This is a genomic window from Acerihabitans sp. TG2 (assembly GCF_035013185.1).
Lineage (GTDB): Bacteria > Pseudomonadota > Gammaproteobacteria > Enterobacterales > Enterobacteriaceae > Acerihabitans.
On record NZ_JAYGJO010000017.1, the window covers coordinates 74,613 to 99,018 of the forward strand.

The 24,406-nt window shown below is 51.5% G+C and carries 20 protein-coding genes; 13 read left to right on the top strand and 7 right to left on the bottom strand.

What is annotated here, in order from left to right:
- Positions 1-248 precede the first annotated feature (248 nt).
- The 7 genes from SJI19_RS15485 (at position 249) to SJI19_RS15515 (ending at position 8,546) form a co-directional block, all read left to right on the top strand.
- On the top strand, positions 249-1,892 hold the full coding sequence (locus SJI19_RS15485; protein ID WP_323479164.1) for a sensor histidine kinase: 1,644 nt from the start codon (positions 249-251) through the stop codon (positions 1,890-1,892).
- A complete protein-coding gene (locus SJI19_RS15490) occupies positions 1,882-2,586 on the top strand; it encodes a response regulator (protein WP_323479165.1) in 705 nt (234 codons plus the stop codon). The genes SJI19_RS15485 and SJI19_RS15490 overlap by 11 nt, the downstream gene beginning before the upstream one ends.
- A gap of 608 nt (positions 2,587-3,194) precedes the next feature.
- On the top strand, positions 3,195-4,415 hold the full coding sequence (arcA, locus tag SJI19_RS15495; RefSeq protein ID WP_323479166.1) for an arginine deiminase: 1,221 nt from the start codon (positions 3,195-3,197) through the stop codon (positions 4,413-4,415).
- Between the two features lie 25 nt (positions 4,416-4,440).
- On the top strand, positions 4,441-5,358 hold the full coding sequence (arcC, locus tag SJI19_RS15500; protein WP_323479167.1) for a carbamate kinase: 918 nt from the start codon (positions 4,441-4,443) through the stop codon (positions 5,356-5,358).
- Between the two features lie 50 nt (positions 5,359-5,408).
- The gene (argF, locus tag SJI19_RS15505) at positions 5,409-6,413 is read left to right on the top strand and encodes an ornithine carbamoyltransferase (RefSeq protein WP_323479168.1); all 1,005 of its coding nucleotides are present in this window, start codon (positions 5,409-5,411) and stop codon (positions 6,411-6,413) included.
- A gap of 88 nt (positions 6,414-6,501) precedes the next feature.
- On the top strand, positions 6,502-7,935 hold the full coding sequence (locus SJI19_RS15510) for a basic amino acid/polyamine antiporter (protein WP_323479169.1): 1,434 nt from the start codon (positions 6,502-6,504) through the stop codon (positions 7,933-7,935).
- 116 nt (positions 7,936-8,051) lie between these two features.
- A complete protein-coding gene (locus SJI19_RS15515) occupies positions 8,052-8,546 on the top strand; it encodes an ArgR family transcriptional regulator (RefSeq protein WP_323479199.1) in 495 nt (164 codons plus the stop codon).
- Positions 8,547-8,611: 65 nt separating this feature from the next.
- Here SJI19_RS15515 and maeB read toward each other — a convergent pair whose 3' ends face one another.
- The 3 genes from maeB to SJI19_RS15530 form a co-directional block, all read right to left on the bottom strand.
- Positions 8,612-10,891: an NADP-dependent oxaloacetate-decarboxylating malate dehydrogenase gene (gene maeB, locus SJI19_RS15520; protein WP_323479170.1), complete on the bottom strand. Its 2,280-nt coding sequence runs from the start codon at positions 10,889-10,891 to the stop codon at positions 8,612-8,614.
- A gap of 334 nt (positions 10,892-11,225) precedes the next feature.
- The gene (gene fabF / locus SJI19_RS15525) at positions 11,226-12,497 is read right to left on the bottom strand and encodes a beta-ketoacyl-ACP synthase II (protein ID WP_323479171.1); all 1,272 of its coding nucleotides are present in this window, start codon (positions 12,495-12,497) and stop codon (positions 11,226-11,228) included.
- Positions 12,494-13,009, bottom strand: a complete 516-nt coding sequence (locus SJI19_RS15530) for a helix-turn-helix domain-containing protein (protein WP_323479172.1) — start codon at positions 13,007-13,009, stop codon at positions 12,494-12,496. The genes fabF and SJI19_RS15530 overlap by 4 nt, the downstream gene beginning before the upstream one ends.
- A gap of 557 nt (positions 13,010-13,566) precedes the next feature.
- Here SJI19_RS15530 and SJI19_RS15535 point away from each other — a divergent pair.
- The 3 genes from SJI19_RS15535 to SJI19_RS15545 all read left to right on the top strand — a co-directional run bounded on the left by SJI19_RS15535 (position 13,567) and on the right by SJI19_RS15545 (position 16,804).
- Positions 13,567-14,421, top strand: coding sequence for a hypothetical protein (locus SJI19_RS15535; protein WP_323479173.1), 855 nt, complete (start codon positions 13,567-13,569; stop codon positions 14,419-14,421).
- Entirely contained in the window at positions 14,418-14,885 is a 468-nt protein-coding gene (locus SJI19_RS15540; protein ID WP_323479174.1) for a FidL-like protein, read from the top strand. The genes SJI19_RS15535 and SJI19_RS15540 overlap by 4 nt, the downstream gene beginning before the upstream one ends.
- 347 nt (positions 14,886-15,232) lie before the next feature.
- Positions 15,233-16,804 carry a sensor domain-containing diguanylate cyclase gene (locus tag SJI19_RS15545; RefSeq protein ID WP_323479175.1) on the top strand — a complete coding sequence of 524 codons (1,572 nt, stop codon included), beginning with the start codon at positions 15,233-15,235 and terminating at the stop codon, positions 16,802-16,804.
- A gap of 9 nt (positions 16,805-16,813) precedes the next feature.
- Here SJI19_RS15545 and SJI19_RS15550 read toward each other — a convergent pair whose 3' ends face one another.
- From SJI19_RS15550 to SJI19_RS15560, 3 genes are all read right to left on the bottom strand, one after another.
- Positions 16,814-17,608: a molybdopterin-dependent oxidoreductase gene (locus SJI19_RS15550; protein ID WP_323479176.1), complete on the bottom strand. Its 795-nt coding sequence runs from the start codon at positions 17,606-17,608 to the stop codon at positions 16,814-16,816.
- A complete protein-coding gene (locus SJI19_RS15555; RefSeq protein WP_323479200.1) occupies positions 17,601-18,233 on the bottom strand; it encodes a cytochrome b/b6 domain-containing protein in 633 nt (210 codons plus the stop codon). The genes SJI19_RS15550 and SJI19_RS15555 overlap by 8 nt, the downstream gene beginning before the upstream one ends.
- A 200-nt stretch (positions 18,234-18,433) precedes the next feature.
- On the bottom strand, positions 18,434-19,060 hold the full coding sequence (locus SJI19_RS15560) for a hypothetical protein (protein ID WP_323479177.1): 627 nt from the start codon (positions 19,058-19,060) through the stop codon (positions 18,434-18,436).
- Between the two features lie 248 nt (positions 19,061-19,308).
- On the opposite strand from SJI19_RS15560, the gene SJI19_RS15565 reads away from it, so the two are divergent.
- The 3 genes from SJI19_RS15565 (at position 19,309) to SJI19_RS15575 (ending at position 23,418) form a co-directional block, all read left to right on the top strand.
- Entirely contained in the window at positions 19,309-19,980 is a 672-nt protein-coding gene (locus tag SJI19_RS15565; protein ID WP_323479178.1) for a heavy metal response regulator transcription factor, read from the top strand.
- 11 nt (positions 19,981-19,991) lie between these two features.
- The gene (locus tag SJI19_RS15570) at positions 19,992-21,404 is read left to right on the top strand and encodes a heavy metal sensor histidine kinase (RefSeq protein WP_323479179.1); all 1,413 of its coding nucleotides are present in this window, start codon (positions 19,992-19,994) and stop codon (positions 21,402-21,404) included.
- Positions 21,405-21,624: 220 nt separating this feature from the next.
- The gene (locus SJI19_RS15575) at positions 21,625-23,418 is read left to right on the top strand and encodes a lysophospholipid acyltransferase family protein (protein WP_323479180.1); all 1,794 of its coding nucleotides are present in this window, start codon (positions 21,625-21,627) and stop codon (positions 23,416-23,418) included.
- On the opposite strand, the gene SJI19_RS15580 is transcribed toward SJI19_RS15575, so the two are convergent.
- Positions 23,368-24,351 carry an MDR family oxidoreductase gene (locus tag SJI19_RS15580; protein ID WP_323479181.1) on the bottom strand — a complete coding sequence of 328 codons (984 nt, stop codon included), beginning with the start codon at positions 24,349-24,351 and terminating at the stop codon, positions 23,368-23,370. The two genes, SJI19_RS15575 and SJI19_RS15580, sit on opposite strands and share 51 nt — an antisense overlap.
- Positions 24,352-24,406 lie beyond the last annotated feature (55 nt).

A 24,406-nucleotide genomic window follows, 5' to 3' on the forward strand; every position in this document is an offset into this window, starting at 1 on the left:
TATTGACTTTTATGGCGTTAATGGATTTTATGGTTTTAATGGTTTTTATTAAAACCTATTTTGTGTTAATAACTCGTAATAAAAATGTTTTTTACCCATAACGCCCTTTATCATTGCGACTGGAACCCTCAGTCCGTACATCAGGCTGTGTTTGCGATCACACTTTATGCTGCCGTCGGCTTACAACTATTTTCAATCATGCTAACCTTGAAAATCAATGATTTCTGTCCAACAGGCATTAGATTATTATGCACGCGAGAATTTCATTTCATATAAAGCTTTTTTTGAGCCTTATTATATTCTTCTCGCTTCTGCTAATGCTGATTGGTATTTATTATTATTACGATCAAGATAAACAGCTTTACGCTGAACTTGGCGCACGGGCTCAGGTTCAGGCCAGGGAAATTGCCATATTCCCTTCGCTTATTGATGCGGTTCACCGGCATAATATAAACGACATTAAACATTTGATGGATAAATTGGCCCGCCGCAGCGACGCCAGTTATATTGTGATAGGCGATCGCAATGGCATACATCTTTATCATTCCCGTTACCCGGAGCAGGTTGGAAAATCCATGGTGGGTGGCGATAATAGCGAAGTCCTGGCGGGAAAAACAATAATTTCAATTCGCAGGGGAGGATTGGGTATATCGTTGCGTAGCAAAGCGCCAATCATTGATGCTGAGAACAATATTATTGGCATCGTTTCGATCGGTTATTTAAAAAGCCATATTGATCATCTCAGTGCAGGAATACTACTCAATATTATTGCGATGGCCTTGCTGCTATTATTGGCGTTATTCATCTTTTCCTGGTGGTTTTCTAACACCATGAAAAAGCAGATGTTTTCCCTTGAACCACGGGAAATTGGCTTGTTGGTACGAAAACAAAAAGCCCTGCTGGAGGCTATTTTTGAAGGCGTGATAGCCATTGATAAAGACTATTGTATTGCCGAAGTCAATCATGCAGCCAAGTCGCTATTATCCCTGAAAGAGACATCCCGTCAATTACGTGGCCGCCTGCTGGCCGAGGTCATTAAGCCGATCCCGTTCCTGGAACAGCAGACCATGTTGGCTCGCGATACCCATGACGAAATGTGCGTATTTAACCACGTGACGGTGATTGCCAGCCGGGTACGGATCATGCTGGAGGATACGCTGCAGGGTTGGGTGATCAGTTTTCGCGATCAGCGCGATATCGACAGCTTGAATAACCAATTAAGCCAGGTCAAACGCTATGCGGATAACCTGCGGATCCTACGCCATGAACAGCTCAACTGGACCGCTACGCTGGCGGGCCTGCTACACATGAAACGCTACCCCGAGGCAATCCAGTATATAGAGGCCCAGTCAGAAAGTGCCCAGGAGATTCTTGATTTTGTTTCGGCGCGATTTTGTTCGCCAACCCTGTGTGGTCTGCTATTGGGAAAATATTCCAGCGCGCGCGAAAAAGGGGTAGAAATCCTGTTCGATCCGGCCTGTCAGTTAACCCAGATTCCTTCTCGTTTACGCAAGACTGAACTTATGTCGATCATCGGAAACCTGCTTGATAACGCTATCGAGGCGACGTTGCAGCGGGATGGAGAGCGCTATCCGATCGAAGTGTATATTGTTGGTGGCCGCGGCGATCTGGTGATTGAAATCACCGATCAGGGCATTGGTGTGGCAGACGGCGACTATGAACGGCTCTTTACTCAGGGAGTCACCACTAAAACCCATGGCGATCATGGGCTGGGGCTGCATTTGGTCGCCAGCTACGTTGATCATGCTGGCGGCGCTGTCGAGGTTTCCGCCAACCAACCTTACGGAACGGTATTTTCCGTATTTATTCCAATGAGCGACCCATTGTCTCCGGGTTCCTCTACTGCAGATGGACCCACTTATGCAAGCTGAAATTTATGACGTGCTGATTGTTGAAGATGAACGTTCACTGGCGCGCCTGCACGCCGATTTGATCGATAATCATGAGAAACTCCGTCTCGTCGGCATTGTCGGCACACTGCATGAGGCGCGCGAGCAACTGCAGCTAAAACGGCCGCGGCTGGTATTATTGGATAATTATTTGCCGGATGGACAAGGCATTACATTGATGGAGAGTGATATTCTGCGGGGCCTCGATTGCTCGGTAATATTTATTACCGCCGCCAGCGATATGGATACCTGCAGTCAGGCGATCCGCTGCGGTGCTTTCGACTATATTCTTAAACCCATATCATGGAAGCGCCTGCGCCACTCATTAGAGCGTTTTATCCAGTTTGCCACCACTCAGCGCGCATTTAAGATAGTGGATCAGCAGAATGTCGACAATCTCTATCAATTACAATCCAAGAGCTTTAACCAGGAAGCTGGCTGCAAAGGCATTGAAGAGAATACCCTAGGTCTGATACGTCAGATTTTCATCCACGGTGACAGCGACCTTCATTCTGTCGATGATATCGTCAGTCAGACCGGATTAAGCAAGACCACCGCGCGCCGCTATTTAGAATATTGCGTTGAAACCGCTTTTCTTTGTGTCGAAATGCGCTACGGCAATATCGGTCATCCCCGACGCCTGTATCGCCGCACCCCTCAATCCCAGACTAAATAACCCCCTGAATAACTATCCCTGCGAACGGCGCATTGACCGCCGTCGCGGTGGAATAGTAATCAATAAAAGTGCATAATTAATAACAACCTAGCACACACCCCTTCATTAATCCATTGTAATAACTGAGTTTTTATATTAACCGTTAAATCCATCTCAATTTTGGCTGACGTTTAAACCCGTATTTATCCGCATAACATTCCATGCATAATATTTCTTCACATGATAATTAATCCTGTTATTCGCATAACCGGAAAATAAATCAACCTTGAAAATTATAATGCCTACGAAATCATGAAATTAAGAAACGCCACTTTTAATAGCCAATTAAGAAAAAAAGCTGTCCGCTGGAAGATAAAGCACGACATCTACATAAATATTCATCGTCCTCCCTGAACTATTCAATCAAATAATGACGATTATCAAATAACATCTTCAGCTTGGTCAAAAACCCTATAAGTGTGATGTAGATCACTAATGAAACCCATCCAATTATTATTATCTCGCCATCGATTAATAACGGACTTCATTATTGATTCATTACTTACAATTATTTTAACGGAAATTACATCACTTCATTAAATGTTATCACTCACAGAGAGGCATTAACTATGTCAACGCATTACGTCGGTTCTGAAATAGGGCGGCTGAGGCGCGTCATGCTGCATCGCCCAAATTTAAGTTTGCAGCATTTAACCCCATCTAATTGTCAGGATCTGTTGTTTGATGATGTGTTATCGGTAGAACGAGCAGGTAAGGAACATGATGTATTTGCTGAAACACTGCGACAACAAGATGTAGAAGTCTTATTACTGTCCAAGTTGTTGGCCGAGACGTTAGCCATCAACGAGGCCAAGGAATGGTTATTGACCACACAAGTGTCAGATTTCCGTCTCGGGCCCTCTTACGCGGCTGAAATTCAAGGCTGGCTGCGTGCCCTGCCTGATTCACAACTGGCCAGGATACTGACCGGAGGCCTGACCTATGGCGAGGTGCCAGCGGGTATGGTCAACATGGTGGTCAATACACATAATGACGCCGATTTTATTATCAACCCCTTGCCCAATCATTTATTCACCCGTGATACGTCATGCTGGATTTATCATGGAGTTTCCATTAATCCAATGGCAAAAGTGCCACGACGAAGGGAAAGCGATAATTTACGCGCGATTTATCGCTGGCATCCTTTATTCGCTCAACATCCCTTTATTAGCTATTTTGATGAGCAAAAGATTACTGATGAAAACGCCACCATTGAGGGCGGTGATATATTGGTTATCGGCCGAGGCATTGTATTAATCGGCATATCGGAACGAACCACGCCTCAGGGTATTGAGTTACTGGCGCGATCTTTATTTAAACATCATCAAGCTAAAAGAGTCATCGCGCTGCAATTACCCAAACATCGCTCTTGCATGCATTTGGATACGGTATTTACCCAATTGGATATTAATAAATTTTCAGTCTACCCGGCGGTAATACAAGCAGATAGCCATTATTGGAACCTGACGCCCGACGAACATGGCGGACTGTGCATGATCGAGGAGCCGCATTTTCTTAACGCACTTGGACAGGCGTTAGAGGTGGATCACATAGAACTTATCGCCACCGGTGGCGATAAGTTCGAAGCGGAGCGCGAGCAGTGGAACGATGCCAACAATGTTTTGGCGGTTCGTCCTGGGGTGGTGATCGGTTATGAGCGCAATACCTTTACCAACGAAAAATATGACCAAGCCGGTATCACCGTCTTGAGTATTCCCGGTGATGAGCTGGGTCGCGGTCGCGGAGGCGCCCGCTGCATGAGCTGCCCACTTCAACGTGACGATGTGTAATCCGCTATTCATCAACAGGACCCCTATGAACAGACACCAACCCACTTTGGTCGTCGCCCTCGGCGGCAACGCCCTGCTACGGCGCGGGCAACCCTTAGATGCGGAGATCCAGCGCAGTAATATCGCCATGGCCGCCGCGACCCTGGCCACCTTAAGCCAGGAATGGCGGCTGGTGCTGGTCCACGGTAACGGCCCGCAGGTAGGGCTGCTGGCGCTACAAAACAGCGCCTGCCATGACGTGCCACCTTATCCTCTGGACATTCTCGGCGCCGAATCGCAGGGCATGATTGGTTATATGCTGATCCAGGCATTGAAAAACCGCCTGCCGGACACTGAGGTTACCGCTGTGCTAACCCAGGTGGAAATCGATCCGAACGACCCGGCGTTCCAGGCACCCACTAAGTTTATCGGCCCGGTATATACCGCGCCGCAGGTAGCTGCGCTACCCGTCGGCAACGGCTGGGTAATGAAAGCTGACGGACAATACCTGCGCCGTGTGGTGCCATCCCCTCGCCCGCAACGAATTATTGAGGCGCAGGCGATCACCACCCTGACCGCCCATGACCATCTGGTGATCTGCAGCGGCGGCGGCGGTATTCCGGTCGCCGCGATCCACGGTGAAATGCGGGGTATCGAAGCGGTAATCGATAAGGACCTGTCGGCGTCGCTGCTGGCGCGTCAAATCAACGCCGATGCGTTGCTGATCCTGACCGATGCCGATGCCGTGTATGCCGACTGGGGTAAACCCACGCAGGAGGCCTTGCGGCAGACAACGCCCCGGGGATTGGCGTCAATGCATTTTGACTCCGGCTCGATGGGGCCAAAAATCCAGGCCGCTTGTGAATTTGTCAATACCACCGGCGGAATGGTCGGCATCGGGGCGCTAGCAGATGGCGTCGCTATTTTGCATGGGACCAAGGGCACCCGTATCACTCGTGATTAACGAGTGCGGAGAGACTCGACAACGTCTATCTATTATCAAGAGAAAAAATAATGAGTTACAACTTGCATCACCGTCATTTCCTTAAATTGCTCGACTATACCCCGGCCGAAATTCAGTTCCTGCTGTCCTTGGCGGTGGACCTGAAAAAAGCCAAAAACGCCGGTTATGAGCAGCAGCACCTGTGTGGGAAAAATATTGCCCTGATTTTTGAAAAAACCTCCACCCGTACCCGTTGCGCCTTTGAAGTGGCGGCCTTCGACCAGGGTGCAAAGGTCACTTATCTCGGGCCATCAGGCTCACAAATCGGTCATAAGGAGTCGATGAAAGATACCGCTCGGGTACTCGGCCGGATGTATGACGCCATCGAATACCGGGGTTTCGGCCAGCAGATCGTTGAAGAGCTGGCCCACTACGCCGGTGTACCGGTATGGAATGGCCTGACCGATGAATTCCATCCGACTCAAATCCTGGCCGATCTCATGAGCATGCGAGAATATGCCGGCGGCAAACCACTGAATCAAATCGCTTTCGCTTACCTAGGGGATGCCCGCAACAATATGGGTAACTCACTGATGGTCGGCGCCGCGAAAATGGGCATGGATATTCGACTGATCTCGCCCGCCAGTTACCGGCCACAAGACGACCTGGTAGCACAATGCCGGGCCATCGCCGCACAAACCGGGGCAAAAATCACGCTGACGGAATATGTCGATGAGGGTGTGGCTGGCGTGGACTTTCTGTATACCGACGTCTGGGTTTCCATGGGCGAAGCCAAAAGCGCATGGGCTGAGCGAGTGGCGTTGATGAAACCCTATCAGGTCAATATGGCGGTTGTGAAAGCCACCGGTAATCCAGAGGTTAAATTCATGCATTGTCTGCCGGCATTTCATAATGAACAGACCACGCTAGGCAAAGAAATCGAGCAAACCTATGGCCTGAAAGGGCTGGAAGTCACCGAAGACGTGTTTGAATCGCCCTATTCCATCGTGTTTGACCAAGCGGAGAATCGTATGCACACCATCAAGGCCGTTATGGTGGCCACGCTCGGCGATTAACATTATGCGGCGGCCCGGTCTGGGTTGCCGTATTTCCCTATGACACTGTTTAACCCACGGCGCCGTGGCGCCGTAGGAGGGACTGACTATGTCTGGCAAAAAATTAGGTCTAAGCGCGCTGATCGCGCTGGTCATCGGTTCAATGATTGGCGGTGGCGTATTTAGCCTACCGCAGAATTTAGCCTACTCCGCGTCGTCTGGCGCGTTACTCATCGGTTGGGGCATTACGGCGGTGGGCATGATTTGCCTGGCGCTGATATTCCAAATGCTCAATAAACGACGTCCCGAATTGGAGGGGGGTATTTATAGTTATGCGCGGGCCGGCTTTGGTGATTTTATCGGTTTCCAGGCAGCCTGGGGGTATTGGTTTTCCGCCTGGTTGGGCAATGTTTCTTATGCCGTGCTGTTGTTTAGTGCGTTAAGCTTTTTTTTCCCGGTATTTGGCCTGGGCAATAACTGGCAGTCGATTCTTGGTGCGTCCCTCGTGCTGTGGTCGGTACATCTGTTGGTATTGATCGGCGTGCAAGAAGCCGCGCTGATCAATACTATCCTGACGGTAGTCAAGGTATTGGTGTTACTGGTGTTTATCACCGCCGCCGTGGTGGCGTTTCGCTTGGACATCTTTAGCGCCGATTTTTGGGGCCGAATGATCGTGGTTGACCATGCTCATCCAGCACTGTTTGCGCAGGTGAAAAGTACCATGCTGGTCACAACCTGGGTATTTATTGGCATTGAGGGCGCCACGGTAGTATCAACCCGGGCGGCTAAACGGGCTGATATCGGCAAGGCCACGGTACTTGGGTTAGTAGGCTGCCTGGCTATCTATCTGCTGGTGAGTCTGCTATCGATGGGCGTATTGGATCAGGCCGCATTGGGCGGCCTAAAAAACCCCTCTATGGCCGGGGTCTTGGAACATATCGTCGGTGCATGGGGCGCCAAATTTGTCGCTGCCGGGGTGATATTATCCGTGGCCGGCGCCCTATTGGCCTGGACGTTATTTGCCGCCGAACTGCCGTTCGTGGCAGCTAAAGACGGCATGTTCCCTGTGATATTCGCGAAAAAGAATGCCAGTAACTCACCGATGGTGGCGCTATGGATCACCAATAGTCTGATCCAGCTATTTTTATTATTGACGTTGTTTTACAGCGCAGGATACCAGGCACTGTTTTCCATCGCTACTGCCGCCATTCTTCCCCCCTATCTACTCAGCGCCGCCTACGGGCTAAAACTGGCCTGGCAAGGTACCGGTTATCGGCCGGATGAACACCGTGGCGCCGATATCCTCTTAGGCCTGGTAGGTACGTTATACGGCTTATGGCTCTGTTACGCCGCAGGTGGGCAAATGCTGTTGTCCTCGCTGCTGTTTGTGCCGGGCATTGTCGTCTATGCATGGCATAAAAAAAGCCAAGGGGCAACGCGCGTATTTCTACGATGTGAAACCACCCTCGCAGCACTACTGGTACTGGTGGCAGTACTGACACTGGGGCTGATCTTCACGGGAAAGCTGAGTTTACTCAATTAAAAGGCGCGTGGGATCATCGACTGGCCACACCGCCCGGTACCCCAGGTTGTCTGTCTGGTCGATTGATTCAACAATGGTTCCCCAATTACCTACCTGATCCAGGTTGACTTGTTATGATGACTAAATCACCCGTCCAGCGAGAGGATGAACAACAAAAACTGGCCTTGTGTCACAAACTTATCAGCAGTAACAGCTATATATCCCAAGATGAAATCCGCCGGGAGATGATCCGCGCCGGTTATCCCCGAATTGGTCAATCCAGCGTATCGCGCTTGTTAAAAACCCTGGGCGTCACCAAAGTGCGCAACGCCAAAGGCATCCGGGTTTATACTCTGGACCAGAGTCACCAGACCAGGCCGGCGATTGAAAACCCGCTATCCGCCATGGTGCTGAGTGTGGAGCACAATGCCCATTTTGTGCTGATACTGACCATTAGTGGTTATGCCCGGGCTATTGCCAGAGTATTGGATATGCTGAACGTACCGGGAATTTTGGGCATTGTGGCGGCGAATAGTTCGGTTTGGGTTACCCCCAGAAAGGATTATTCCGTTTTTCATTTGTACAAATACATTGCGCGTTCATTGACGCGTGAGCCGGATATTGAGGAGTAATTTTGCATGAACCGGCGCCTGAGCGCCGGTGAGTTCGTGACCATTATTCGCCAAACAGGTGCGGTTTATAGCGGTTCGGTCTGGGCCTCCACCACCGCCAAGGCCACCATGTTGAGGATCCGCCGCACTGACGCGACCGGGGTCAGGATATGTACCGGCTTGGCCACGCCCATCAATACCGGTCCGACGGTGACGCCTTCTGAAGAGGAGACCCGCAGCAAATTGTAGCTGATGCGCGCGGCTTCCATATTCGGCATAATCAGGATATTGGCGGCGCCTTTCAGCGGGCTGTCCGGCATCAAATCGTGCCGGATACTTTCCACCAATGCCGCATCGCCGTGCATTTCCCCGTCAATTTCCAGTTCCGGGGCCCGTTGGTTCACCAATTCGAGAGTCCGACGCATTTTGCGCGATGCCGGACAATCAGCACTGCCGAAGCTGGAGTGGGATAACAAGGCCACTTTAGGTTCAATACCAAACCGCCGCACCGTTTGCGCTGCCATGATGGTAATTTCCGCTAACTGTTCCGCCGTTGGATCGTCATTGACATAGGTGTCGGCAATAAAGGTATTGCCGCTGGGCAGTAGCAGCGCGTTCATCGCGCCGGCAACATGACAGCCTTCACGATAGCCGAAGACCGATTCAACAATCGAAAAGTGTTCTTGGTAACTGCCAACGGTACCGCAGATCATGGCATCGGCTTCGCCACGCCGCACCATAATGGCCGCAATCAGTGAGGGCGTACCGATTAGCCGCTGCTGGGCCTGTTCTTGGGAAACACCCTGTCGTTTCATGATCTGATAGTATTCGCCCCAATACGCCTTGAAGCGCGGGTCAGATTCGTTATTGACCACCTCAAAATCTTTACCGGCCACGATGCGTAAACCCAACTTCTGCAAGCGCATGTCGATCACGCTGGGTCGGCCAATCAAAATCGGCCGGGCCAGCTTCATGCTAACGATCTCCTGGGTCGCGCGCAGGACGCGTTCGTCCTCCCCTTCCGCCAACACCACTCGCTTAAGTTGCTTACGCGCCTGGGTAAATATCGGCCGCATAAAGATATTGGTTTTATAAACAAATTCCGTCAGTTTTTCCGTATAAGCGTCAAAGTCCTCTATCGGCCGCGTGGCGACGCCGGACTCCATGGCTGCCCGCGCTACGGCCGGCGCAATCTTAACGATCAGTCGAGGGTCAAAGGGGCTCGGGATCAGATAATCAGGCCCAAACGACAGATCCTGCTCACCATAAGCGGAGGCCACCAGGTCGCTTTGCTCTTCCAATGCCAGATCGGCGATGGCTCGCACGCAGGCCAGTTTCATCTCTTCGTTAATGGTGGTGGCACCCACATCCAGTGCGCCACGGAAAATAAACGGAAAGCACAGTACGTTATTCACCTGGTTTGGGTAATCGGAACGGCCAGTACAGATGATCGCATCGGGACGAACCGCCCTGGCCAGCGGCGGCAGGATTTCCGGCTCAGGATTGGCCAGCGCCAGAATCAGCGGTTTGGGGCCCATGACTTTTACCATCGCCTGGGTTAACACCCCGGGACCAGAGCACCCCAGGAAGATATCTGCGCCCAGAATGGCGTCAGCGAGACTGCGCATGCCATTATCCTCAATGGCATAGGCGGCCTTGGTCACCGCCATATTCTCTTCCCGCCCCTTGAAGATCACCCCGCGCGAGTCACAGACGATAATATTGTGTTGCTGTAGGCCTAGCGCCACCAGCAGATTTAGGCAGGCAATAGCGGCGGCACCCGCACCGGAAACCACCAGCCTGACATCGCTCATATTCTTTTCTACCACCCGCAGCCCATTTAACACTGCAGCGGTACAAATAATGGCGGTGCCATGCTGATCGTCATGAAATACCGGGATCTTCATGCGTTCACGCAGTTTTTTCTCGATGTAAAAGCATTCAGGGGCTTTAATATCTTCCAGATTGATACCGCCAAACGTGGGTTCAAGCGCGGCGATCACCTCGATGAGCTTGTCAGGATCCATTTCATCAACTTCGATATCAAACACATCGATTCCCGAGAACTTCTTAAACAGTACGCCCTTGCCTTCCATGACCGGTTTGCCCGCCAGCGCGCCAATATTGCCTAAACCCAGCACAGCCGTACCGTTGGAAATCACGGCAACCAGATTGCCACGCGAGGTATACTTATAGGCAGCCAGCGGATCCTTGGCTATTTCAAGGCATGGCGCCGCTACCCCTGGTGAATAGGCCAAGGCCAGATCGTGCTGCGTGGCCAGCGGTTTAGTGGGGGATACCTGGATCTTTCCGGGTTGCGGAAATTGATGAAAATCCAGAGCGCTCTGTTTTAGCTGTTCGTCCATTGTAGGATTCCTTGTGGCTTATTATGAGGACTTGGTAAAGGAATATATCGACGTTTACCTCACCGGCATTATATAGAGATAGCGCACAAGCAAACTATGAAGCAGGGCATAGTCCTTACAACTTTATGCGATTGATATCACTATTGGGGCCACACCGTGGCGATGTGGACCCGGTAGGATTCACCGATCGCGTGGACATGAACCAGGGGAATGGATGAACCTCATCCCTGAGGTTCATCCTGCAGGAGGCCAGCACAAACGCGATGCAAATCTGTTCCAGACAGCGTTGTTGCGGTATTGCCGCCTGCAGGTTACGCGACGTATTGAAGGTCGGTTATTGCCAACGTTTCAATAAAATACTGGCATTAACACCACCAAAACCAAAACCGTTTGAAATAGCGTAGGTCATACTGACCGGTTCCGGCGCGCCGCGCACGATATGCAGCCCCGCGGCGGCGGAATCAACATTATCCAGGTTAAGTGTCGCTGGAACAATCTGATCGCGCAGGGCCAACGCGGTAAAGATTGCCTCAATACCGCCAGCCGCCCCCAAAAGATGACCGGTGGCCGATTTGGTTGAGGTAATAGCCAGCGAGGTGTGCTCGCCAAACAGATGTTTTATGGCATTGATTTCGCCAAGATCGCCCACCGAGGTTGAGGTGGCGTGCGCATTTAAATGACTCACCTGCTCTGGTGTAATGTGGCCCTGACGCAGTGCAATTTTCATGGCGCGATAGGCCCCATCACCATCTTCGGCTCCCGAGGTCATATGGTAAGCATCAGCACTGGTGCCGTAACCAATGATCTCTGCCAATGGCGTAGCGCCGCGGGCTAAGGCATGCTCCAGTTCCTCAATCACCAGTAGCCCGGCCCCTTCGCCCATCACGAACCCATCACGGTCTTGATCAAATGGACGCGAAGCCGTAGACGGCTCGGCGTTAAAATGGGTGGAAATCGCCTTGGCGGCGGCAAACCCGCCCAAACTTACGGTATCAATGGCCCCTTCCGTACCGCCGCAAATGGCGATGTCCGCTTCATCGTTGTGAATCAAACGCACGGCATCACCAATGGCCTGCACCCCGGCCGCACACGCGGTCACTGGTGCCCCAATCGGTCCTTTAAACTGGTGTTTGATCGAAATATGGCCGGCGGCCAGATTGGCCAGGAATGAAGGAATGGTAAACGGCGATAACCGTCCCGGACCACGATTATCTGAAATACGAACCGCATTGGCGATAGCGGGAAACCCACCGATACCGGTGGCGATAATCGTGGCGGTACGCTCTTGCTGCTCCTGACTTACCGCTGACCAACCGGCTTGACGCAGTGCCTCATCGGCTGCGGCCATCGCAAACAGAATAAACCGGTCCATCTTTTTCTGATCTTTTGGCTGGACGAAGCGATCCGGGTACAGGCCGCCCTCAGGGTCAGCCAGAGGTTCAGGCACCTGTCCGCCGATTTTTACCGGTAATTTTTCCACCATGGCTTCCGGCAGTGGCCGAATGCCAGATTGCCCCGCCAACAGACGTTGCCAAACGGTTTCTACACCGCAACCCAAGGGCGAAACCAGGCCCATTCCGGTAATGACTACTCGGCGGTTACTCATAATGATTCCTTGTTCGGATGTGTTTCATAATGATTTTTCGTTCCTTGTAACGGGTCCTGCCGATGTATTGCGTTGGCACCGACAGCAATTGCCACGTTAAGATGGGTGAGCGCCTCATGGGTACTATCATCGACCAGTACCGGCGTTACCGGCATTCCGTGCTGGCGACTGATCGGCTCTACCGTGACGTCACCGGCGGCCAGAGATTGGTTGCCCCATTGCAGCAAAGTGAGCATCACTGGGAAAAAAGCCTCTCCGCGTTCGGTCAGCAAATATTCAAAGCGAAGTGGGCGGGTACTGTAGGCGTGTTTATACAAGATGCCGTGTGTTACCAGAGATTTTAGCCGACGGGTCAGTATGGTGGGTGACACACCTAGGCTACGCTGGAATTCATCAAATTTCCCCAGGCCACGGAACGCGTCACGTAAAATCAGAATGCTCCACCATTCACCCACCAGTTCCAGGGATTGCGCGATGGGACAGGGCATATCGCCTAAATGCTTTCGCTGCATGCTTTCCCTAATGTCGGTACGGGTGTATCTGCTTGAATGATATCAACCTGAACCGCTTGGTCCGGGTTAACCGCGTCTCAATCAATTCACTACTTTATCAACTCACTACTTTATCGGTTCACTGCTTTATCGATTCACTGCTTTATCGATTCACTACTATGATTGTAGTAACCACTGGTCATCACTTTAGCTTACAAGTGTACGCTGAACAAGTCCGATGAGTACCAGTGTATTGACTTAACCGGCTTGGTCCCGGTAAAAATAGCTTTTTATGCTCGGCTAAATTCATTTTTTGGTTTTTACATCTGTTTCTGATTTTTTCCAGCCACGATGGCGCTTTTGCCCTCGCTGGCTGGGTATACTCCCGAGAGAATGACCTTATTATTACAAGATAATATTCTGGATACTCAAGATTTATTTCACGGTTATATTCCGTGTAGATACCTTATATTTTTCGAAGCACAAGCAGGGCAAGGAAGAGAATCCGATGCGCTTGCTCAAAAAGATAGTCGAGTGAGTGCGCGCAGCCAACGCCGCTGCCGCTGTAGGAATAATGGGTGTATTGGTATGTTGATGAAGCCAGTATGGAGAAACCGATGGTGTATTTAATTAATCATCTCGTCATGTTCAACACAGTCGAATATCAATTAACTTTATTGAACGACGAGAGCCAGGTGATTAAACTGTCCAATACCGCCGGCCGGGTACTCGAAGAACTGATCAGGGTTCACGGCGGCGGCGAGACCGTGCCGCGGGCAACGCTGTTTGAAAAAGTATGGGAAAGCCAGGGACTGCACCCGTCGAACGGAAATTTGAATCAACAGATAAGTTTAATCAGAAAGGCGCTGATATCCTTGGGCCTGGAATCTACCGCCATAATAACGTTGCCAAAACGGGGGCTGAAATTAAACGATCATTTGATTATTTCACCGTATGACGCACAAGAAATCGCCCCCCTACCGACGGTAGCATTAATACCTGCGGCTGGCATAAACGAGACAACATCCAGGCCGTTGGCGACCTTTTTTTCCGTCCCAACGTTATTCATAAACAGTCTAGTGGTTATTGCCATGATTATCACTGTGCTGATGATTTATTTTTACTTTACAATTAATAATAAACAACCGTTGTTTTTTTTCCGCAAAATAGACAGCTGTAATATTTATACGCTGCGGCCAATAACTCAATCGGAACAGGCGGATTTTACGTTGCGCGTACAACATGCCATGACCGGCAATATCGATCACTGCGATGACCAGAATATTGTGCTGTTTTCGCGCACCACCGTAGCTAACCCCAGAGTTAAGGAACACATTAACCGCCGAACTTTTCTGGCAAAATGCGACAGAGACTCTCGAGGCACTTTATCAGGGTGCCAGAATTTTTATTTTTACAATTGGGGCGACCAATGAAAAAAAGCATCGTCATTGTGTCCCTCTGCCTGGTATCTCTTTGGCTATTCTATATTACCTATTATGGCCAGTCCTTTTCAGGTTTCCAGTGCTCGGGAGTCATGGTCCATCGCGGCACAACCCCTGCAGGCAGCTTCGCCTACACGGTGCAGGCCAAGATGTTTTTTACCAACCGTCACGAGGGATTTTACGCACTGAACGGTTCATTTGACCAAGACGGCCAACGGTATAACCTGCATCGCACCCGTTTTTTTACTTACCGCCAAAAAAACACCCCAGACTTATATGAGATCACCATTACGCGCGAGAATATATCCGTACTGGACGATTTACCCGCCACGCTAAACACCCCGATTCTCTTGCCGGTGGGTGATTCCATTTTATCCAGTTTTCGGCCAATCGATAAGGGTTCCATTTTAGTAAGCCTGTTCTATTCACCTTTTTTCGTCTGTGCAAAAGATTGAAATAATGTCGTTATGAAACTATTTTTTCACGATAAAAAGAAAAGAACAACCCTTAACGTTGCCGGGAATTGACCTAGGCGACGCGGGTAAACCATGACATGATAGTGACCGGGTCTTTTTGACTGACGAACGTAAAGAGTCAATACTTTACATATTCGCCTTGCGGCATATCATCGTGGGTGGGCCGTTCAGCCATGATGTTATTTTCATCTTTCACGCTGCTGAGGTGTTGGCAAGGATCGTTGACCCGAATTTTTTGACCACGTAAGTGTGTTGGGATAGTTTCACCTGCCTGCAATGTGAAATCTATGGGGTGTATTGCCAAGAGATGCTGTCGAATAACCCTTATGAGAAATAGTAGCCTTATCGGCCTTAATCGGCAAAATGCTCGGGACGCCACGGCGCTCAAACGTCGTCGTTTTTCGTTAACGGTAAAACTGGTTGCGTCCAGTACCCTCCTGATCGTAATCATGCTGGTCCTCAACGGGTGGCATATCTGGAAGACTTATCACCAGGCCCTGGCGCGCTCGCAGGTCAGCACACTTAACCTTACCCAGGCGTTGTCCCAGCATGCCAACGATACCTTTATGCAGGCGTCAACCACACTCGCAGACCTGGCGGGATACATCAATCGTTTTGGAATGGGCCCGGAACAACTGCTTGGTTTGCACCAGTCCTTGCAAGAAAAAACCCGTAGCTTGCCGCAAATCAACGCGATTTCTCTCTACGACGCTCAGGGCAACATTCTGGCGGCCGCAACCGATCGACTGCCTAAAAATAAGAGTTTCGCCGATAGCGCGTTTTTCCTCTACCATCGGGATCATCCGCAGTTGACCGCCCACATTGGCAGCGTGATCAAAAGCCGCTTAACCGGGAAAAGGGTGCTGCCTATTTCCCGCCGCCTAAATGACCCCGATGGTCGTTTTGCCGGGGTAGTGATGGAAAGTGTGACCCTCGATCACTTTCGCCATTTCTACACCAAATTCATCATAAGCGATAACTCAACATTCATGCTGTTGCTCAGTAATGGCACCCTACTTTATCGCCATCCTTATGATGAAAAAATCATCGGCACATCCATTGCCGATACCGCGTTGTTCAAACAAGAAATCAGTCGAAACGTCTCTGGGCTGGTAACCCGCGCCACTGACAACGATCAAGAATGGAATGTTTATAGCTACCAGCATCTCAAGGACTTCCCGGTGATTATTATCAGCGCGACCTCCCTTGATCGGTCATTGGTAGACTGGCGCAAAGATGCTATCAGCCATCTGATTATGACGATGATCTTTGTGGTTACGATTGTTCTGATCAGTTTATTGTTGATGCGCCAGATGCGCGCCAGAATGCAGGCCGAGATCGAACTGATTCATGCCCAGCAGGAACTGTGTAAGCTCAACCGTTCGTTAGAGCGACTCGCCGACTCGGACGGGCTCACCAACCTTTACAACCGTCGACATTTTGATTTAACCCTGGCAAACGAATTGACCCACGCACTACAGCACCAACAGACACTGGGGATTATTCTGCTGGATATTGATTATTTTAAGCAATTCAATGAAATATATGGCCATGTTGCCGGCGACGATTGTTTGAAACTGGTTGGGAAAACGCTCAACGAGCTGCCGTTGCGTCAGCGTGATCTGGTGGCGCGCTATGGCAGCGAAGAATTTATCGTTTTGTTGTCCGAGACAGATGAGGCGAGTACCCGCGCGATCGCCGCACGGATATACCAGGAAATACAAGGGTTGCAGATTTTGCACCAGGGCAGCCCCACCGGTTTCCTCACTCTGAGTCTTGGGGCGTTTGTCGGACAACCGGTGGCCAGTCAGGACACCCCGTCAACATTGATAGCCAAAGCGGATGCCGCGCTTTATCAAGCCAAGCGTCAAGGACGCGACCAAATTTGTGGGCCATAAGGTGCCGGGTTAAAGACCGCTGAACCAATTATACCCCTGATCTTCCCAATATCCCCCCGGATAGGTGTTGCTGACCGAGATGGCGACAATATGCTTGGCATTTTTAAAACCCAGCTTGGTGGGCAGGCGCAAACGCAGTGGAAAACCGTAAGGATCCGGCAAGGTTTTACCGCTAAAGTCCAACGCCAGCGTGGTTTGCGGATGCAACGCGGTGGCCATATCAATGCTCGAATAGTAGCGATCGGCACAGCGAAAACCGACAAAGGCAGCGTGAAGGTCTGCGCCTATGTGCTGTAAAAAGATCCTGAGCGGTACCCCACTCCACTGACCAATGGCGCTCCAGCCTTCAATGCAAATCAGTCGGGTAATTTGACTTTGTTGTGGCAGTGCCCGCAGTTTCTCCAGAGTCCAGGGCTGTTTGTCGGCAACCCGGCCAGAGACGTCCAGGCGGTAGCTCGACAAATCAATCTCCGGCACATTATCTTCTGGGTAAAAGGCATTGAATGGAAACGGATGGGTTATCTGATCGGCCGCGTAGGTCTGCGCCAACCGTTGCCCCCCGAACAACCACCCCTGAACCCGATCATTCCAACGGGACATGGCCCAAAGCACTTTGTCCACCTGGTCGCCGTCTTGCATATTGCAACCACTCAGCAGGGTCAAGGCACCGAGCGTCAGGCCGGAGCGCAACAGTAAACGGCGTTGCAATCGATGCAACTGCTTTTGCTGTGCAGGTTCCAGTTGAAGTTGGGCTCGTCCTGACGTCGGGTGATCTCCGTTGGGATTCTTGTTAAACTCAGTCATGATTGATTTCCTGCCGTCCACGCGTCGCATTCGGCTTCACGGATCCAGTGATCATGGGCAGCAAGGTCGAGGGAACCATGATCACCATCGCCACATGCACGATGACAAACAGTCCTATGCCGGACATGGCGAAAAAATGGACATACCGTGCCCGATCAAATCCGCCAAATACCCTCACCAAATAGGATAGCTGCACCGGTTTCCAGATTGACAAACCGGACAGAACCAGCACCAGGCCACACAGTAACACCGACAGATAAAGCGCCTTTTGCACCGCGTTATACTGCCCAAGCCGGTGTGTTAAACGCAGCGTCAAAGCAAGTTTGGTATCCACCAGCAGCGAACGTGGCGTCACAGGTAAAAAATCGTGGCGAAAATGGCCGCTGCACAGTCCCCACAACAGATAAAGCAGACCATTGGCCGCCAAGGCCCACATTACCGCCAAATGCCAGGCAATCGCCCCACCTAACCAGCCTCCGAGCGTCAGTGCAGGCGGGAAAGTGAAGCCAAACAGTGGCGACGCATTATAAATTCCCCACCCGCTCATCAACATCGCACCGATAATGGGCACGTTTAACCAGTGCATAATCCGCACCGGCGCGCGATGAATTCGGATGTTAGGCAACCCGGCGGACTTTCCCACAAGACCTCCATAAACTCGACCTTCGTGAACGACACCTACGTGAACAACCGCTATCTGAACAACATCTTCGTGAACCCTACCTGCATAAACTACGCCTTGGCATACCACGCCTCGGTGAACCGACCAAAGATCCCGTGGGTATCCTCGGCCGGGATGGCAATATCACCTCAAGCCGGATGGGCTTACATTGGCGGTATGGTACCGTTGACGCCGACAATCATCCGCCCCGCAACGACAGGCTTAGTGGTGCCGGCGTCCGGGAATATAATGACATGGGCACCCGTTTTAAGCAGCGATTTGTCTCCAGGTGACAACGTCACAATTGGCACATCATCCGGCACGACCACTTTTTTCTCACCATTTTGATACTTAACAGTCATCGTCCTGCCATTCGCATTCACCAACTGCCCCACCGTACCGTTGGTCATGGTGCCAACCTTGCCATCGGCACCTTGCCAGGGTCTGAATCCTTCACCCGAGCCACGCAGCGCCGGGTCAAACACATGAACCTCCAGCGCCTTTAGCGTGCCATCCGGCTGAGGCGCCGCCGCAGTACCAATAAAACTGTCGGGTTTGATATCGCTTATTTTACCCTGCGCCACAGCGACAAAGCCGGTTTTGCTGGTCACTGTCACCTCATGTTTCGCCCCTTTTCGATCGGTTACCTGTAGCTGATCGCCACTCATCTCGGTTAAGGTGCCACGCAAGATGCCCATTGGTTTGACCGGTGCCTCTGCCGCCATCACCGCAAAACTACCCAACGTTAGGGCTCCCAATAAGATACCTGTTAACATCTTTTGTCTGGTCATTTTCGCTCCTGTTATCAGTCTGGCCGAACGCCTTGGCGCCGGATACAACACCTATACAATGTCGCGCTACCCTTAATCGTGGTTAACATCATTAGCTTGGCAAACCTACCCGCTCCCCTAGATGACCATTTGATGACAATATTGTCATCAAATAACTGAAGACGAACTGCTACACTGGCCGCTTGGCTGACATGGGCTAATGATAAACGGCCTGGATTGCCAAGTGTGGAACGACGAGGACCCCGTGGATGCGTATATTGATAGTAGAAGATGATCACAGTACCGGAGAATATTTGCGCAAAGGACTGGGTGAAGCGGGCTATGGCGTGGATTTGGCTCGCAGCGGTACCGACGGGCTGTTTATGGCGCTGGAACATTCCTATGCTCTGATCGTACTGGATGTCATGCTGCCGGGGCTGGACGGCTGGCAGCTTATGGAAATTATTCGTAAAAAAAGCGATGTGCCCGTATTATTTCTAACCGCGCGCGACGGGGTGCAGGATCGGATCCATGGCCTCGAATTAGGCGCGGATGACTATCTGATAAAACCCTTTTCATTTACCGAGTTGGTATTGCGTATTCGCACCCTGCTCCGGCGCGGCGTCACCCGCGAAGAAAATGATTATTGGCTGGCAGATCTGCATATTGATGTATTACGACGCAAAGTGACCCGGCGAGATCTGGCTATTGTACTCACCAACAAAGAGTTTGCCCTGCTCGCGCTGTTTGTTCAGCGCCAAGGGGAGGTGTTATCCCGTACCCAGATCGCATCCCAAGTGTGGGATATGAATTTTGATAGTGATACCAACGTGGTTGATGTCGCGGTTAAACGCCTGCGCGCCAAGGTAGACCGTCCATTTGAGTTAAAATTGATCCATACGGTACGCGGTATCGGTTATGTCTGCGAGCCCCGGCAATGAAAGCGCCGCACATGCCATTGCTTTCACTGACACTCCGTTCAGCGCTGCTGTTCGCCGCCGTTGCGGCACTCGTGGTCAGCATCGTGGGGTTTTACCTGTACGGTGACATCGCCCATTCCATGCGGCGTGAGGCCGGCATACACACCTCCGGTCGGGTAGAGTATTTCCGCAATTTGCTCACTAATCAGTTTCCCTTATCCAGACTCAGTGAAAACCCACACTTATTTGAAAATATGCTGGGCAACGAGTGGGACATTCTGATTTTCCAGCGGCCCGGGCAACCCCCTTTAATTAACGTCAATCCACGCGGTTATGTCTTGCCCACCGTCACGCCGGTGGCGGTGGGTCAGCCCCTAAACCTGTCAACCGTCCACCTGGCGATGACCCCCGACGGCATACCGATCCGTTTTGTCAGCGCATTGGTGGATAATGATGACCGGGAAACAATACAAATTACCGCCGGTCACCTGATGCTCAACGAGACCCGGATGTTGGAACAATACCGTTATCGCATTATCGAGGCGACGATTGGCGCGTTTATACTCATAGCCGTAATGGGATATTTGGTGTTGCGTCAAGGTCTCAAGCCCTTGCGTCGCATGGCGGCCCAAGCCCGTGGCATTCATCCCGATACGCTTGACACCCGGCTATCGGAACAGGGCGCGCCCCCCGAACTGCACCAGCTTATCGGCTCATTTAACCAGATGCTCGATCGGCTGGCTGACGGTTATCAGCGTTTAAGTCAATTCTCGGCCGATTTAGCCCATGAAATACGTACGCCGATCAATGCGCTGATGGGGCATTGCCAAGTGGCGCTGTATCAACAGCGTCCAGCGCGGGAGTACAAGAGCGTACTGGTGCGCAACAGCGAAGAGCTGGAGCGCATATCACGCCTGGTGGAAAATATCCTGTTTCTGGCACGGGCCGGGGAAGCACACTCGGCGATTACACCGACGTTGTTATCACTTAACGCCGAGCTCACAAAGGTAGCGGACTATTTTGAAGGTTTGGCCGAAGAGCGCGAACTGTTATTGGATTGCCAAGGCCACGGTCAAGTATGGGCAGATGCCATACTATTACGCAGAGCACTCAGCAATTTAGTGGATAACGCCATCCGATATGCCAATCAACATAGCCAGATTATCCTGCGCGGCCGTCGTACCGCCGGCGGTTGGCTTATCGAGGTGACGAACCAGGGACCGGTCATTCCGCCACCAAGTATGGCCAGATTATTCGACCGTTTTTACCGGGCCGATAATGCTCGCACCCGTAGCGGTAATTCCACCGGTTTAGGTTTGTCTATTGTCCAGGCGATTATGACGCTGCATCAAGGCCATGCAACGGCCCGTTGCGATGCCGACGGCACCTTGTGTTTCAGCCTTTATTTTCCCGATTGTCCCTCGCAAACGTGCCCCGCGGCGTAGCACTATATTAATGGCCGTGTGGGCCACTACTCCTCCCCCCTCGAGACATCAACGGTATTTTATCCCATCAACCTAAGACAATAAGGTTCGGGTATAGCGAAATAATCATTAGTAAAATCCATACACATTTCCACATGTTCCCGGTACCGTCATTTTGCTGCCATGTCACTGTAATGAAAGCTGCTTATGTTCAGGTTAACGTGAATAGAGGAGACCTCTTATGTTTGACATGGATGCGGTGCTTACCAGTCTTAACCCCCAGCATAAAACGACACATTGGCAGTTAAGCATGTTAAAAATGTTGTTCCATGAGCAGGAGTTTCAGCAGTTAGCACAAGAGAATCGCCACATGAAGGGACTCGACATGGTGGAACGGGTTCTCGATCACTTCAACCTCCAATGCGAACTTACCGAACGCGATTTAGAGCAAATTCCGAGTTATGGTCCGGTGGTGGTCATTGCCAACCACCCTATTGGTACCTTAGACGGGCTGGCACTGTTACACGCAGTCTCGCTGGTACGTTCTGATGTCAAAGTGATGGCGAACCGCCTACTGTCGAACGTGGCATCATTGAGTAGTTTGATGATCCCGGTGGATAATATGGGCAATCGCACCCGACGTTCTCAGATCACCACGATGCAGGATCACCTCGAAAATCAAGGTGTATTGATTGTATTCCCTGCCGGTGAGGTATCCAGGCTGAGTACCAAAGGTATTCGCGACGGACATTGGCATACTGGATTTATCCGCATGGCGGCCAAATTTCGCGCTCCTATTTTGCCGGTTCATATCAGCGGCAACAACAGCATGCTGTTCTACTTATGCTCCATGCTTTACCGCCCGCTGTCCTCGTTATTATTAGTTCGTGAAATGTTCCACCAGCGAGGCAACCGCCTCAAATTACATATCGGCGCCCGTATTCCTTACGCCAATTGGCACGACGGGCACACCAGCGTCAACGAGTTAGCCGAACGATTTCGTCGTCATGTCTACCGTATCGGGCTGCAGAAAAAAGGATTATTTCAAACCGAATCGTCCATTGCCCGAGCCGAAGACCGAGCCGTACTCAAGCGGGCGCTATCCGCCAGTGAAATACTGGGCCAGACGCCGGATGGCAAAATTATCTATTTGTACCAACGCCACGGCGAAGATTATGTCCCGATATTACGTGAGTTGGGACGGCTGCGGGAAATTGCTTTTCGTGCCGTCGGTGAAGGTAGTGGCCGACGCCGTGATCTCGATAGCTTCGACGATGATTATTATCATCTGGTCCTGTGGGACCCTAATGAACTGCAAATCATCGGGGCATACCGTTTTATTCCCACCGCCGCGCGCATTAAACAAAAAGGCATGGAAGGTATTTACAGCCATAGTCTGTTTCATTATGGACATGATATGGATGATATTCTCAACGAGGGCATCGAGTTGGGACGGAGTTTTATTCAGCCGGCATACTGGGGAAAACGTGGGTTGGATTATCTGTGGTTAGGCATTGGCGCCTATTTGGCAAAATATCCGCAATACCGTTACCTCTTTGGACCCGTGTCGATTTCCGGCGGCTTACCCCTTGCTGTACGAGATTTATTGGTCGCCTTTTATCGGTTGTATTTTGCACCCTCATCGCCACTCGCCACATCACGACGGCCTTATCCGGCATCGTTACCGGATGTACTCGCGCAATTTACCGGCAATAACTACGCAGAGGATCTGCTTAAACTCAAGCGCCTATTAAGCAATTTAGGTTTTAGCATCCCCCCTCTGTATAAGCAATATTCTGAACTGTGCGAAAACGGTGGGGTGCAATTTATTGACTTCGGTAGTGACCCCGAATTCAACAACTGTATTGACGGTCTGGTCCTGGTTGATCTCAACCAACTCAAACCTGCCCGCTATCAACGGTATATCGGCGTGCATAAAAACACGCAGTGCGCGGCAGGGGAAACCGCCCCCGCCGCGACCGTTTTACCGATTAACGTCGACGATGATACGACCGCGCACCTTGCCGTCCATTAAACGGGCAGCGGTAGCGATAACCTCATCTAGGCCGATTTCCCGGCTGATACTGGACAGTAACTCGTCGTCTACCAACGCCGCAACGCGCCGCCAAGCCTCAATGCGATCACGCGGTGGCCGCATCACACTATCCACCCCGGCAAGGGTAATGCCACGCAGGATAAATGGCGCGACGCTGGCCGGCAGATCCATGCCTTGCGCCAGGCCACAGGCCGCGACGGTGCCCTGATATTGCAACCCGGCGCATACATTGGCCAACGTGTGGCTGCCGACGCAATCAATCGCCGCCGCCCACTGCTCTTTGGCTAACGGGCGTCCCGGCGCATCAAGCAGGCCACGGTCGATAATCGATGTAGCGCCCAGTTGGCGCAAATGTTCGGCCTCTTCCTGACGACCGGTGGACGCTTCTACCTGGAAACCTAAACGCGTCAGGAAAGCCACCGCGAAGTTGCCGACACCGCCATTAGCCCCGGTCACCAACACCTTGCCGTGCGCCGGCGTCACGCCATTTTTTTCTAGCGCGATAACAGCCAGCATCGCGGTATAACCGGCAGTGCCAATTGCCATGGATTGCCGGTGGGTCAGCCCCTCAGGTAGCGGAATCAGCCAGTCGCCATTAAGTCGGGCCTTCTGCGCCAACCCCCCCCAGTGCTTTTCGCCCACGCCCCAGCCATTGAGCAACACACTGTCACCCGGTTTAATCGCCGGATAGTCGCTTTGTTCCACTATCCCGGCCAGATCGATTCCCGGCACCATGGGAAACGACCGCACCACCGGGCCTTTACCGGTGATGGCCAAGCCATCTTTATAGTTCAGCGTGGAATAGGCGACGCGCACCAGCACGTTGCCCGCCGGTAACTGTGCCTCGTCCAAGGACTGGCAACCGGCGCGATAGCCGCGTTCATCTTTCTCAATCAAAATTCCGTTAAACATGCCGACACCTCAACGTGATCGCTGCCAAAAATCGATCTGATATCCTGCGCCAACG